We start from the raw sequence: 13,544 nt of genomic DNA on the forward strand, positions 1-13,544 counted from the left end.
GTAAATAGCGGGATGGAGGAGCATCCTATCCACTCCCCTCCATCCCCTTTTACGCTGCCACTGGGGCAGACAGCGACCCCTTAGCGAGGAGCCATACGGATGGCGCCATCGATGCGCACATCTTCGCCGTTGAAGTACGGGTTACGCACCATTTCCAACGCCAGCGAAGCGTATTCTTCCGGATTGCCCAGACGCTTCGGATGCGGAACGCTGGCGGCCAGCGCCGCCTTCACGTGCTCGGGCGCAGCGTTCATCAGCGGGGTGCTGAAGATACCCGGCAGGATGGTGTTGACGCGGATCGCCTCGCTCATCAGGTCACGCGCGATCGGCAGGGTCAGGCCCACGATGGCCGCTTTCGACGCCGTATAGGCAGCTTGACCCATCTGGCCGTCTTCGGCTGCGACCGATGCGGTGTTGATGATCACGCCGCGCTCGCCGTCCTCCATCACGTCCAGCGACAGCATGCCTTGGGCCGCCTTGGCCACGCAGCGATATGTGCCGACCAGATTGACCTGGATGATGCGGTTAAAATCGTCGAGCGGGAAATGCTTGTGCTCGCCCGTCTCGCGGTCGCGCCATGCGGTCTTGTAGGCATTGCCGATACCGGCACAGTTGATGAAGATGCGCTCCTGACCATGGACACCGCGCGCCTTTTCAAAACCGGCTTCAACCGAGGCATCGTCGGTGACGTTGACCTTGCAGAAAACGCCGCCGATTTCCTTGGCGACGGCTTCGCCGGCGCCTTCGTTCAGATCGAAGATGGCAACCTTCACACCCTGTGCGGCCAGCGCACGGGCGGTTGCGGCACCCAGACCGCTGGCAGCGCCGGTTACGATCGCGGCTTGTCCTTGAAACTTCATAATCTTCCCTCGCTCTAGTCGTGCGCCTTACAGCGCCTCGATAATGGTGACATTGGCCAGACCACCGCCTTCGCACATGGTCTGAAGCCCGTACTTCTTGCCTTGCGACCGCAGGGCATGGATCAGGGTGGTCATCAACTTGGCCCCCGTGCCGCCCAGCGGATGGCCCAGCGCAATCGCGCCGCCATGGACGTTCAGCTTGGCAGGGTCCGCATCCAGCGCCTTGAGCCATGCCATCGGGATGGAGGCAAAGGCTTCGTTGACCTCGTAAAGGTCGATGTCGTTGATGCTCAGACCCGTACGCTTCAGGGCCAGTTTGGTGGCATTCAGCGGCGCTTCCAGCATGATGACAGGGTCTTCGCCGTAAACGGTCATCTGGTGCACGCGGGCCAGAGGCTCGACGCCTAACTGCTTCAGGCCGCGCTCGTTGACCACCAGCAGACCGGCTGCGCCATCGCACATCTGGCTGGCATTACCGGCCGTGATTGCACCGCCTTCCATCAAGGGCTGCAAGCCTGCAATCCCCTCATAGGTCGCCGTGGCGCGCACGCCCTCGTCGGTATCGTGGATGACAGCATGGCCTTCCTTGTCCACACCGTTCAGCGCCAGAATCTCGGCCTTGAACACACCCGCCTCGATGGCGCGGGCCGCCTTCATGTGGCTCTCCAGCGCAAAGCGGTCCATGTCCTCGCGGCTAAAGCCGTGCTTGTCGGCAATCATCTGCGCGGCGTTGAACTGGCTCCACACCACGCCAGGATAACGCGCCTCCATACCGGGCGAGGTCGAGCCCCCCATACCGGCCTTCAACGACAGTACCGTGGGCGAACCCATCGGCACACGCGTCATGCTCTCGACGCCCGCGGCCATCACCATATCCATGGTGCCGCTCATCACGGCCTGCGCCGCAAAATGCAGCGCCTGTTGCGACGATCCGCACTGGCGGTCGATGGTCACAGCCGGAACACTCTCGGGCAGTTTCGAGGCCAGAACCGCATTACGACCAACCGAGTTGGACTGCTCGCCACCTTGGCTCACACAGCCCATGATGACGTCTTCGACCAGTGCCGGATCAACACCCGATCGCGCCACCAGTTCATCAAGAACCGCGCCCGCCAGATCTACTGGATGCCAGTCGCGCAACCGTCCGCCCTTGCGTCCGCCTGCCGTCCGCACCGCCGAAACAATATAGGCTTCGCCCATCATCCTGATCCCCGCCCAAACAAGTAACTAATTGCTTAGTGAGTTTCTAGCGAGCCGCCGCGAGGTAAGGCAAGCTGATTTTAATTGACCAATTGATTTTTGCTTTATCCAAGCCTCGTCCATGCCCTCGCCAGTCTGCAATCCCGCTGCTATCTCTGGACGACAAACGCAGCTTCGCCCCTCAAGCCTGCACGGAGCTTTCCATGAACGGCCCTCTTTCCGGTATCCGCATCATCGAGATCGCAGGGCTCGGCCCCGCCCCGTTCGCTGCCATGATGCTGGCCGACCATGGGGCTGAGGTGATCCGCATTGACAGGCCGGGGGCCCATATCGAAAGCCGCGATCCGCTCCTGCGTTCGCGTACCGTCCGCTTTCTCGATCTGAAATCACCCGAAGGCCAAGCTGCCCTGCGTGAACTCGTCAAAACCGCAGACGGCCTGATCGAAGGCTTTCGCCCCGGTGTGATGGAGCGCCTCGGTCTTGGCCCCGATGTGCTGTTGGCAGACAATCCGCAACTGGTTTACGGGCGCATGACGGGCTGGGGGCAGGACGGCTTCTATGCCGCCCGTGCTGGCCACGACATCAACTATATCGCCGCCTCGGGTGCCCTGCACATGATCGGCCGCAAGGGCGAAGCCCCTGTTCCCCCGCTCAATCTGGTTGGCGATTTCGGCGGCGGCGGCATGATGCTGGCCTTCGGCATGGTCAGCGCGCTTCTGGCTGTCAAAAACGGTGTGGCCGGTCAGGTCATCGACTGTGCCATGACCGATGGCTCAGCCCTGCTGACAGCCATGATGTGGGGATTTCGCGCCAGCGGCTTCTGGCAGGACGAACGCGGCAGCAATATCCTCGACACCGCCGCCCCCTTCTACGATGTCTATGAAACCTCTGACGGCAAACACATCGCCGTCGGGGCCATCGAGCCGCAGTTCTATGCGATGATGCTGCACGGTATGGGCCTGTCGGATGATCCGCTGTTTGCCATCCAGATGGACATCCAGAACTGGCCCGCCCAAAAGGCCGCACTGGCCGCCCGCATTAAAACGCGCACACGCGACGCATGGGCCGCTATATTCGACGGCCTCGATGCCTGCGTCACCCCTGTCCTGAGCATGGGCGAGGCCCTGACTGCGCCCCACAACCGCGACCGCAACACCTTCATCAACGTAGATGGCGTGGACCAACCCGCACCCGCCCCGCGCTATTCAGGCACGCCGTGTCCCCAGCCAGTCCCGCCCAAGACCTGAGCGGGCCTATCGCAGTGTAAGACCGCCATCGGTCACAATGCCCTGACCGACGATATAGGCCGCCTCGGGTGCCGCGAGGAACATGGCCACCTGTGCCACATCTTCAGGCTGCCCCAGCCGCCGTGCCGGAATGGCCCGCTCGGTCTTCTTGCGACGCTCTTCGTCCTCGGCCACACCGGCAATCAGCTTGGTAGCGATAAAGCCGGGCGAAACAGCATTCACTCGGATACCGTCCTTCGCCCACTGGTCCGCCAAGGCCCGCGTCAGCCCCATCAGGCCCGATTTGGACGCCGTATAGGCTGGCGTATCCTTCAGCGTCACCAGTGCACTGACCGAGGCCACATTCACAATCGCGCCCTTCGTTGCCGACAACGCATCGTGGAACCGGAAACACAGGTCCGCCACCGCATTCAGGTTCAGATCAATCAGGGCGCGGAAGCCCTCGATCGTATATTCGTCCTCGCGCATGCCACCGGCATTATTGACCAGCACATCCAGCGCCCCAACCGCCGCCACCAGCGCCGCCCGCTCGGCCTCGTCATCCATCCGCACGCGGTGATAGACAAAGCCCGACAGGTCGCCGTCATAGTCCGCGGCCGAAGCCCGCGTGCCGGTGATGTGGACTGTGGCCCCCGCACGGGCAAAACCCTCGGCCACACCCAGACCGATCCCCTGTGTGCCGCCGGTCACCAGCACCACCTTGCCGCTATAGTCAAAGCTGACGCTCATCGGCTCAGGCTCCCTTAAATCTAGCCGGACGCTTCTCGAGGAAAGCCATCACACCCTCGACATGATCCTTGGTCTGGCCGACACGGAACTGCACCTCGCGCTCGGCCTGAAGACTGTCCTCAAAGCTGCCATTCACCGCCATCCAGGCCAGTTTGCGGATCTCGCCAAGGCTGGCCGCGCCGACGCTCAACTGGCTGGCCAGTGCGACGGCCTCGTCCATCAGGGCATCACCAGCCACCACGCGGTTGACCAGCCCCCATTCCAGCGCCTTGGCCGCCGGAAGCTTGCCCGCCAGCAGCATCATTTCCATAGCCCGCACGCGGCCAATGGTGCGCACCAGCAAATGCGTCGAGCCACCATCCGGTACCAGCCCCACCTTGGCAAAGGCCTGCATGAAATAAGCTTTCTCGGACGCTACAACCATGTCGGCCATCAGAGCAAAACTGGCCCCGATACCGGCTGCGGCCCCATTCACCGCCGCGATCCAAGGCACCGACAAACCCGTCAGGCGCTTGATCAGCGGATTGATCGGATTTTCCAGCCCCGAACCGGCGTCATAGTCTGCCGTGCCTATGCCTTCCAGACCGCCACAGGCCAGATTGGCCCCAGAGCAAAACCCCTTGCCCGCGCCCGTCAGGATCATGGCCCGTGCCTTGGTCTCCACCTGATCCAGAACAGCGCCTAGTTCTTCCATCATGGCGATGGAGACCGCATTCAGGGTCTGCGGATCATTCAGCCACACAATGGCGACATCCCCACGCCATTCAAGATCGATCAAAGCCACAGGCTAAACCCTCACACACGCAGCACATCATGCCGTCATTCCTGACGTCATTGCCGCACAGGCAGGCCCGCAACGTCAATATAATTGTTCAGCTAATTAAATTAGCGCAGCTCAACCGTGCGGCGCATAACCGACTGGCGCATCCGGTCCAGACGGCCGCCCAGCGTGCGAGGACGGCAGCGTTCGCGCCGCTGCATGTCCGATGCCCATCTTGCCCACATGGCTGTCATCAGTTCGGGGTGACGATCATACTGATGCACAATCGGACTGACCGAACCGTCAGGATTACAAATCAGGCCTTCCACCAGAGACAGTTTCTCGGCTGGCACCATGCCCAGTGTCGCCACGCGGCTGTGGTTGGCAAAGACCTGACCATCGATCAGCCCCAGATGCACCGCCAGATTGCACGAGGCCTGATCGGTCCCGAACGCGCCCCCGATCCTTGAGCGCGGAATGGCCCCCAGCATCAGGATCAAACGGCAGAATCGCGATAGAGCCTCGCGCGATCCCAGAATGGTCCCAACACAGATACAGGCCCTGTCCGCCACAGAATCGGCAAAGCAATCGCCCGCCACCGCCCGCAAATACTTCATGTTGAAATCATGCGATTTCAGCGGCGCATCGCATTCGGCAAAGAATTCGAGACCCGTCACTTCAGGCGCGAACGGATCGCCCTGAAACACCACATCTCGCACATCCGTCAGCAGCGCATTTCGCACCCACGGACGCTCGCTCAACAGCAGGTCAAAGCCCGCAAACCGCGACACAACCGGATGGGGTGCCCAGGACTTGCCCGACGCCATATCCGGCGTACAGGGCGCATCCAGTGCCTCGACATCATACTCGGCCAGAAAGGCCCGCAGGTCTGCATCCCCGTCCACCACAATGGCGACAGGGCCGCTATAATGAGAACGCAGGGAACGGACAAAGATGGCGACGTCTGCGGCGTCATAGCCGGTCGCATAGCCCAGAACCAGATCCTGATGACTCGCCGCGATAGTCGAGGATGCCCCCCTCACCTTCGCCAGCGCAGCGGATAGCCAATCCAGATAGACCGACTTAACCGCTGAAGACGCCATTTAGCCTCGCATAGAGTCTGCAAAACGACCGAACAGATAGAGGCTGTCCGTCGGTCCCGGAGATGCTTCCGGGTGATGCTGTACAGAGAACACAGGCTTGCCCGTCAGCGCAATGCCGCAGTTGGTGCCGTCAAACAGGCTGACATGGGTTTCCACCACACCGTCCGGCAGGCTGGCCTGATCCACCGCAAAGCCGTGGTTCATGGAGACGATCTCGACCTTGCCGGTCGTCAGGTCCTTGACCGGATGGTTCGCGCCGTGGTGGCCCTGATCCATCTTGATGGTCTTGGCACCCAGAGCAATGGCCAGCATCTGGTGGCCCAGACAAATGCCCATGATCGGCTTGCCGCTGGCGACCAGTTTTTGAATCTCCGGCACCGCATAGACGCCGGTCGCCGCCGGATCGCCCGGACCGTTCGACAGGACGATACCGTCCGGATTGCGAGCCAGCACGTCCTCGGCCTTCGTATCGGCCGGAACCACGGTGATCTTGCAGCCGGTCGAGGCCAGTGCGCGCAGGATGTTGCGCTTCACGCCATAGTCGATAACCACGACATGCTTGTCGGTCGCTTCCACCTTGGGATAGCCGGCCGGCCATTCCCACACGCCCTCGTCCCATTCAAAGGCTTGCAGGGTGGTGGCTTCCTTGGCGAGGTCCAGACCTACCAGACCGGTCCAGGCCTTGGCCTTGGCCACCAGAGCGTCCAGATCGAAATTGCCTTCCGGATCGTGGGCGATGACCGCATGCGGCGCGCCCTTGTCACGGATCAGTTGCGTCAGGGCGCGGGTATCCACACCGGCCAGCGCCACCGTGTTGCGCGACTTCAGCCACGCATCGAAATCACCGCCCGAGCGCCAGTTGGCCGGATCGGTCGGCAGGTCGCGGAACACCGCGCCCACAGCCGCCTTGCCTGCCACATCGGCCACCTGCTCCACATCTTCGCTGTTCACGCCGACATTGCCGACGTGCGGGAAGGTGAAGGCCAGGATCTGGCTCATATACGAAGGGTCGGTCAGGATTTCCTGATAGCCGGTCATGGCGGTGTTGAAGACCACCTCGCCAAGGGCCGAACCCGTAGCACCGGCACCCAGTCCCGACAGGACTGTGCCGTCCGCAAGCACCAGAACACCCGTTGCACCGGTCAAAATCTTGGACGTCATGGCGCAGGGCTCCTAAAGCAATGGGAAATAGCAGGTAAACGGCGGGGTCACTAAGAACTATACAGGTCCCGGTCAACCCGCCTTATGTCTTATCCCGCATTGTTTGCTACCGAAGTGGCCGTACGATGGCGAACCCAGAACCAGGCTACAGTCGTTACCGCAAAGAATAGCACGCTGGGGACAATATAGCCGCCCGCCGCCGCAACCACGGCAAAGGCCGAGAATACCAGCCCGAATACGCCCAATACCCTGTAACCCGCACCCTTTGCCCGACGCAACAAAGACAGCGAACAGACGGCATAAAGACAAAGCGTCAGTACAGACGTCACCCCGATCAGCATTTCAAACTGTTTGCCTAGGCTGGGCTGTACACTGACCAGCAACAGGGCGCTCATGATCACGCCCATGGCCAGCGGGTTGCTCAAAGGTGTGCGACCCGTCTCCTTGCCGCCGAACACACGCGGCAGCCAGCCCTGTTCCGCCGCCGCCCGCGCCGTCTCGCCACCGGTCATGGTCCAGCCGACAATCGTGCCTGTCGTCTTGATCACCGCACAGGCCGCCACCAGACCGGCCACCGAGGCCCCCATCACGCGCGCCACCAGATCGGCAAACGGGCTGGTTGATTCTGCCAGCACCCCTGCCGGAATAACGCCGAATACCGCCACACAGGCCGCCACATAGACTGCAAAGGCCAGCAGAACGCCTGCGACCGAAGCACGGCCGACATCACGCGCAGGGTCTTTGACCCGCGACGACAGCACCGCCGCGCTTTCAACCCCCAGAAACGCCCAGAAGATAATGGCCAGAGATGCCGGAACCGACTGCCACAGGGGCAGGTTTTGCGGGCTCCAGCTATCCACAAAGGTCTTGCCGTCAAAGGCAATGGCACCGGCGATAATCGCCAGCACGATCGGCACCAGACCCACGGCCAGACTGACCGCCCCGAAACGCGCTGCCGAACGTGTGCCCAGCGCATAGATGCCCGTCGTCATCCACAACAGGGCCAGATTGGCCAACGCCCCCCACAGAGGCTCTTTCAGGACCGGAAAGAAGAAGGCCAGATAACCGATGGCGGCCACCGCCACGGCCACATTGCCGACCAGACACGCGCCCCAGTAAAACAGGCCCGCCTGATAACCCAGAAAACGGCCCAGCCCCTGTGCGGCAAAATCCGACAGACCGTCCGCCGTCGGCATCAACCGCCCCAGACCGCCAAACACCAGGGCCAGCGTCACCGCACCAATGCCACAGATGATCCAGCCGATCAGACTGGAACTGCCCGTCGGGGCCAATGTCACCGGCAGGAGATAGACTCCCGACCCGATCATATTGCCCGCCACAACCAGTGCGGCCACGCCCCATCCGAGGCGGCGGTTATCTGTGGAAATGATGTCGATCTGGCTCATGCGAACCGCCATAGCGATAAATTACGCCTTCGTCGCTACCCGCCCGCGCACATAGACCAGTTGTCGACACCATCTGCCATGTATTAAGCCCGCTTCCCGCAACCTCAGTGAGAGCCAAAGATATGCCCATCACCACTATCGGTCTCGATGCAGACGACACCCTTTGGCACAACGAAACCATCTTCCGCCTCAGCCAGAAGCGCTTTGCCGATCTTCTGGCCGACCATGCCGAAGAGCCGGTACTGATGGATCGCCTCGCCATTATCGAGCGCCGCAATCTGCGCCTCTATGGCTATGGCGTTAAGGGCTTCACCCTGTCGATGATCGAAACCGCCATGGAACTGTGCGACGGTGCCGCCCCGCCCCATATCATCCGCGAGATTCTGGCGGCCGGTCGCGAAATGCTGAACCATCCGGTCGAGCCCCTGCCGGGCGTCGAGGAAACCGTGGCCCGTCTGGCCAATGACTACCGCCTGATCCTCGTCACCAAGGGCGACCTGCTGGATCAGGAACGCAAGCTGGCCGCCTCGGGTCTGGGCGAGCATTTCTCGGGCGTCGAGATTGTGTCGGAAAAGGACCGCGCCACCTATGAGCGCGTCTTCACCCGCCACGGGACCGGCCCCTCTGAAGCCGTCATGGTCGGCAATTCGATGAAGTCCGACGTCCTGCCCGCCATCGAGGCCGGCGCATGGGGCGTCCACATCCCCTACCACATCACCTGGGCCCACGAACTGGCCGACGCCCCCGAAGGCCACCCCCGCTATGTCAGCCTCAGCCGCATCGACGAGCTTGATGACTGGCTAGGCCATATCGACGTCTGACCCATCAAAAGCAGCGCTAACCAAGGGATTCCTGTCAAAGATACGGTACAGGAGAAAACTAAGCACGCCTATTAGATATCGACGATATAAGTAACTATGTTCTTTATACCGTCGATATTCAAATATACATATAACAACAATACTCATAAAAAATGCCAATAATTGGCACGCCCAATTATGTTACAAGATAGCAACAATATCGAGACGATGGCCCAATTGTAGACATCTTTAATAACGGTTTAGCTTGACCTGCCACGACCCTCTCAAGACTATGACAAACTCAAGTCCGACTTGTGTTGTTATTTGTAGGTACGCCTAAATGCGTTTAATTCGTTCCCGCCTCCTGGCTTCGTCCTTCCTGGTCGGCGCCCTTGCCGCCACCAGCGTGGTCGCTCAGGACGTGCAAACCATTGCTGTTCAGGAAGAAGCTTCGAACCTCGGCGAAATCGTCGTCACCGGTTCGCGTATCCGTCGCAGCGCGGCTAACGCCCCGACGCCACTGATCCAGGTTACACAGGAAGAAATCCTGTCGACTGGCCAAACCAGCCTAATCGACTATCTGGCGACCATTCCGGCCCTGTCGAACTCGACCGTTCCGTCGGACACCACCGGTTCGTCGCTGAACACCGGCGGCCTGTCGCTGGCTAACCTGCGCTCGCTGGGCTCGAACCGTACTTTGACCCTCGTAGACGGTCGCCGTCACGTCGGTTCGGTTGGCGGCGGCTTGGCTGTCGACGTCGACGCCATCCCGCGTCTGCTGATCCAGAACGTCGAAATCATCACCGGCGGCGCGTCGTCGGTTTACGGCGCAGACGCCGTTTCGGGCGTGCTGAACTTCATCCTGAAGAAAGACTTCGAAGGTCTCGAAATCGACGCCAACTACGGCCAGATCAACGACAATGGCGAAGCCACCCGTCGTGTCTCGGGCCTGATCGGCAAGAACTTCTTTGACGACCGCCTGAACGTCTACGCTCACGCCGAATACGAAAAGATCGACAATGTCGACTCGATGGACATCGACTGGATCCGTCGCGCCCCGTATCGCGGCAGCATCGACGCAGACCCGACCAACAACGGCTATGACGGTCTGCTCGACAGCAAGATGTACTACGGCGTCAACCGCCTGGACATCATGCCTTGGGGTCAAACCACTCTGGCCAACACCCAGCGCCCGAGCGACCTGACCAACCCGAACGTTGGCTACTGGGACTGCTTCGACACCAAGTCGGGTGACTTCTCCTACTCGCCCAACTGCTACGGCGTCACCCCGGGCAAAACCTTCGTGTATGACGGCAGCATCGGCCGTGAAGCCGACTTCGGCGAGCGCGTCGGCAACGTCGGCATCAGCCGCCCGTATAACATCGGTGGCGACGGTATGCCGCTCGGTGAAGTCGCTGGCTTCAGCCGTATCCCGGCTTCGGAGTCGCAGCGCTATCAAGTCGGCTCCAACTTCCGCATCACTGACGAAGTGACCCTGCATGCCTCGGCCAAATACATCACCGAGGAAACCTTCATGCGCGGTCAGCCGACCTTCTTCGATATCGACCTAGATAACGACTCGTACGGCCGTAGCGAAACCAACTCGATCTGGGGCACCTCGTCCTTCGACCTGCGCTGGGAAGACAACGCCTTCCTGCCGCAGAACATCAAGGACGCAATCGCCAACAACCGTATCGACATCTACAGCAAGCCGACCGCTGACGCTCCGGGCGCAGTGATCGACACTGTTGCCCTGCCGATCGCCCGTCACTCGATGTTCGGTCCGGAACGCTCGCAAAAGAACTCGCGCGAGTTGCAACGCTACGTTGTCAGCCTCGATGGTAATCATGGCCAACTGGGCTTCATGAAGTCGTGGTCGTGGGACATCGGCTATACCTACGGTAAGGCCGAGATCGAGAACATCGAGCGCGCCGTTGACACCCAGCGCATGGCACTGGCTGCCGACGCTATCGTCGACAACCTCGGCGTTATGGGCAAGGCCGGCGCTATCGTCTGCCGCGCTTCTCTGCTGAACGCCCAAGGCGTGCCAATGCGCGAAGTCGACGCCAAGGGCAACGTGATCCACGCTGGCCTGTACGATCCGGTACGCGGCGGTGACCTGCGCGAAACCGAATACGGTCGCCAATCGCTGTCGCAATGCACCCCGCTGAACGTGTTCGGCGCTGGTAACCAGTCGGCCGAAGCCCTTCAGTACGTTGACGCCTTCGTCACCGTGCAAGAAGAGAACGTCCAGCATCAGGCTGTTGGCTCGATGTCCAGCGAACTGTGGGACTTCTGGGGTGCCGGTAACATCGGCGTCGCCTTCGGCGGTGAATGGCGCAAGGAAACGACCTCGGCCATCGGTCGTTCGTCGTCGGCCAACGGCCGCCTGCTGTTCCTTAACGGCAGCGCCGACTTCCCGGAAGTCAGCTACGAATCGAAGGAACTGTTCGGTGAAGTCTCGATCCCGCTGTTCCGCGACAGCAAGCTGGGTGAATATGCCGAGCTGAGCGGTTCGTACCGCTGGGCCGACTACTCGACCGTGGGCAATGTCGATGTCTATGGTTTGAACCTGGTCTACCGTCCGATCCCGGACATCACCTTCAAGACCTCGTTCAACTCGTCGGTCCGCGTGCCGAACCTGGACGAAAACTTCTCGCCGCTGGGCCAGACCTTCGCCAACAACTTTGTTGACCCGTGCGCCACGCAAAACATCGCCAAGGTTGACGATCAGGAAATCAAGGGCAACCGCATCAAGAACTGTACGGCACTGGCTGCCGAACAGGGTCTGGTGTTCGACTTTGCCGGCGCAACGGCAAATACCGACGACGACTTCGCGCCTGCCTACACCTCGGGCATCGCCGGTGTGTCGGGTGGTAACCCGAACCTGCGTCCGGAAGAGTCGGAATCCTTCACCTTCTCGACCGTTCTGCAGCCGCGCTTCATCCCGGGCCTGACCGTCTCGCTGGACTACTATGAAATCCGCATCGACCAGGTCATCGCAGCCGTCACCGCACAAGGCATTGCCAATAACTGCGTTAGCGGCAAAGAGCTGAACGCAGACGCCTGTAGCTCAATCTTCCGTAACAACGACAAGATCGAGTTCGGCGTTGGCGCTCCGCAGGGCGACGCCATCGGCGGCTTCGTCCAGACCTCGTTCAACTACGCGGCTCTGGAAACCCGTGGCCTGGACTTCGGCGGCAGCTACACGCTGCACACCGAAGACTTCGGCAAGGACTGGGGTGCGTTTGACTTCCGTCTGAACGGCTCGTGGCTGATCGAACAGAAGCAATTCCTGAACTCGGCAGATGCTTCGGACTACACCGAGCTTGCATCGGGTCTGGAATATCCGCGCGTTCGTCTGTCGTCGTCGGTTGCATGGCGTCCGAACGACAAGTGGAACGTCAACTGGACCGCTGACTGGCAGACCAGCCAGAACATCATCCATGCCCGTGACTTCATCAACAACGCTGACAGCCGCGCTCAAGACCAACTGGACACCGGTAACTTCATCCGTCACGACCTGACGGTTCGTTACAAGGTCCGTGAAGACGTGACCGTGCGCGCCGGTGTTGTGAACCTGTTCGATGCCGAACAGCGCGACATCCTGGGCACCACCATCTACCCGAACTTCGACCCGTACGGTCGTCGCTTCTTCGTAGGTGTGAACTTCCGTCCGTTCTAATCGAACGAACAACAGTTCAAAGACTACCGGGCGGCTCCCTTCGGGGGGCCGCCTTTTTTCTGTCTGGTCACTGAAGTTTACGCCACCAAGCCGCCACAGTTTCTGTGTGCCTGCGGCCACGCGGGCGACATTGGTCGTCTTTTCCCCTGTTAGGCACACATAGCCTCTTGCCGAGGGGGGCATCGCTCTCTAAACGGGCCGCTTAACCGACAACCCAAACGGATCGGCCGCGAGCCAACACTCGTGTCCGTCTTTTCGCGTGCGTGGAGACCAAGCCGCTGCATTCCGACCTGAGCCATGAGGAAAAGGACGCTATAGTGCGCGCCGCTCTCGCTGAAAAAGGCGATAGCGGGATTACGCCGCGCCATACGTTGTTCTATTTCTATGGCGACGAGGATATGCACGGTGATCTCTGCGAGGTCGCACGCCGTGCAGGGTTTTTGACGCGGGGCCAGGGCGATATGACCGTCCTGGAAACAACCATGCCGGTCGACGAGGCGTCTTTCGCGCCTGTGTCGGCCATGATGCAATCCTGGGCCGCGGCCTTCCAGCTCGATTACGAGGGCTGGGAGTGCGTGGTCGCAAGCTGAGTA

The 13,544-nt window shown here is 60.9% G+C and carries 11 protein-coding genes; 4 read left to right on the forward strand and 7 right to left on the reverse strand.

Annotated features, from left to right (window positions below; all coding sequences use genetic code 11):
- Nucleotides 1-80: 80 nt before the first annotated feature.
- Nucleotides 81-860 (reverse strand): SDR family NAD(P)-dependent oxidoreductase, encoded by a 780-nt coding sequence (locus FHS64_RS01035; RefSeq protein WP_167174384.1) that lies wholly within the window; start codon nucleotides 858-860, stop codon nucleotides 81-83.
- Nucleotides 861-887: 27 nt separating this feature from the next.
- Nucleotides 888-2,063: an acetyl-CoA C-acetyltransferase gene (locus FHS64_RS01040; protein WP_243862658.1), complete on the reverse strand. Its 1,176-nt coding sequence runs from the start codon at nucleotides 2,061-2,063 to the stop codon at nucleotides 888-890.
- A gap of 200 nt (nucleotides 2,064-2,263) precedes the next feature.
- Here FHS64_RS01040 and FHS64_RS01045 point away from each other — a divergent pair, with 200 nt between their 5' ends.
- The gene (locus tag FHS64_RS01045; protein ID WP_167174387.1) at nucleotides 2,264-3,307 is read left to right on the forward strand and encodes a CaiB/BaiF CoA transferase family protein; all 1,044 of its coding nucleotides are present in this window, start codon (nucleotides 2,264-2,266) and stop codon (nucleotides 3,305-3,307) included.
- 6 nt (nucleotides 3,308-3,313) lie between these two features.
- Here the strand turns inward: FHS64_RS01045 and FHS64_RS01050 are convergent, their stop codons facing one another.
- From FHS64_RS01050 to FHS64_RS01070, 5 genes are all read right to left on the reverse strand, one after another.
- Complete coding sequence (locus FHS64_RS01050; protein WP_167174390.1) at nucleotides 3,314-4,036, reverse strand: SDR family NAD(P)-dependent oxidoreductase; 723 nt, start codon at nucleotides 4,034-4,036, stop codon at nucleotides 3,314-3,316.
- 4 nt (nucleotides 4,037-4,040) lie between these two features.
- On the reverse strand, nucleotides 4,041-4,820 hold the full coding sequence (locus tag FHS64_RS01055) for an enoyl-CoA hydratase-related protein (RefSeq protein ID WP_167174393.1): 780 nt from the start codon (nucleotides 4,818-4,820) through the stop codon (nucleotides 4,041-4,043).
- Between the two features lie 101 nt (nucleotides 4,821-4,921).
- Entirely contained in the window at nucleotides 4,922-5,899 is a 978-nt protein-coding gene (locus FHS64_RS01060; RefSeq protein WP_167174395.1) for a hypothetical protein, read from the reverse strand.
- Nucleotides 5,900-7,060, reverse strand: a complete 1,161-nt coding sequence (gene carA, locus FHS64_RS01065; protein WP_167174403.1) for a glutamine-hydrolyzing carbamoyl-phosphate synthase small subunit — start codon at nucleotides 7,058-7,060, stop codon at nucleotides 5,900-5,902.
- Nucleotides 7,061-7,149: 89 nt separating this feature from the next.
- The gene (locus FHS64_RS01070; RefSeq protein ID WP_167174405.1) at nucleotides 7,150-8,466 is read right to left on the reverse strand and encodes an amino acid permease; all 1,317 of its coding nucleotides are present in this window, start codon (nucleotides 8,464-8,466) and stop codon (nucleotides 7,150-7,152) included.
- A gap of 122 nt (nucleotides 8,467-8,588) precedes the next feature.
- Here FHS64_RS01070 and FHS64_RS01075 point away from each other — a divergent pair, with 122 nt between their 5' ends.
- The 3 genes from FHS64_RS01075 (at nucleotide 8,589) to FHS64_RS01085 (ending at nucleotide 13,541) form a co-directional block, all read left to right on the forward strand.
- The gene (locus FHS64_RS01075) at nucleotides 8,589-9,287 is read left to right on the forward strand and encodes an HAD family hydrolase (protein ID WP_167174407.1); all 699 of its coding nucleotides are present in this window, start codon (nucleotides 8,589-8,591) and stop codon (nucleotides 9,285-9,287) included.
- Between the two features lie 319 nt (nucleotides 9,288-9,606).
- Nucleotides 9,607-12,951, forward strand: coding sequence for a TonB-dependent receptor domain-containing protein (locus tag FHS64_RS01080; RefSeq protein WP_167174409.1), 3,345 nt, complete (start codon nucleotides 9,607-9,609; stop codon nucleotides 12,949-12,951).
- A 317-nt stretch (nucleotides 12,952-13,268) separates the two neighbouring features.
- Nucleotides 13,269-13,541: a hypothetical protein gene (locus FHS64_RS01085; protein ID WP_341771038.1), complete on the forward strand. Its 273-nt coding sequence runs from the start codon at nucleotides 13,269-13,271 to the stop codon at nucleotides 13,539-13,541.
- Nucleotides 13,542-13,544: the final 3 nt, after the last annotated feature.

This window comes from Brevundimonas terrae (assembly GCF_011761985.1).
Classification (GTDB): Bacteria; Pseudomonadota; Alphaproteobacteria; order Caulobacterales; family Caulobacteraceae; genus Brevundimonas; species Brevundimonas terrae.

Coding starts and splice junctions, on each gene's coding strand:
- FHS64_RS01080 (WP_167174409.1), top strand. CDS start 9,607: ATGCGTTTAATTCGTTCCCGCCTCCTGGCTTCGTCCTTCCTGGTCGGC.
- FHS64_RS01035 (WP_167174384.1), bottom strand. CDS start 860: ATGAAGTTTCAAGGACAAGCCGCGATCGTAACCGGCGCTGCCAGCGGT.
- FHS64_RS01045 (WP_167174387.1), top strand. CDS start 2,264: ATGAACGGCCCTCTTTCCGGTATCCGCATCATCGAGATCGCAGGGCTC.
- FHS64_RS01060 (WP_167174395.1), bottom strand. CDS start 5,899: ATGGCGTCTTCAGCGGTTAAGTCGGTCTATCTGGATTGGCTATCCGCT.
- FHS64_RS01050 (WP_167174390.1), bottom strand. CDS start 4,036: ATGAGCGTCAGCTTTGACTATAGCGGCAAGGTGGTGCTGGTGACCGGC.
- FHS64_RS01075 (WP_167174407.1), top strand. CDS start 8,589: ATGCCCATCACCACTATCGGTCTCGATGCAGACGACACCCTTTGGCAC.
- FHS64_RS01040 (WP_243862658.1), bottom strand. CDS start 2,063: ATGATGGGCGAAGCCTATATTGTTTCGGCGGTGCGGACGGCAGGCGGA.
- carA (WP_167174403.1), bottom strand. CDS start 7,060: ATGACGTCCAAGATTTTGACCGGTGCAACGGGTGTTCTGGTGCTTGCG.
- FHS64_RS01070 (WP_167174405.1), bottom strand. CDS start 8,466: ATGAGCCAGATCGACATCATTTCCACAGATAACCGCCGCCTCGGATGG.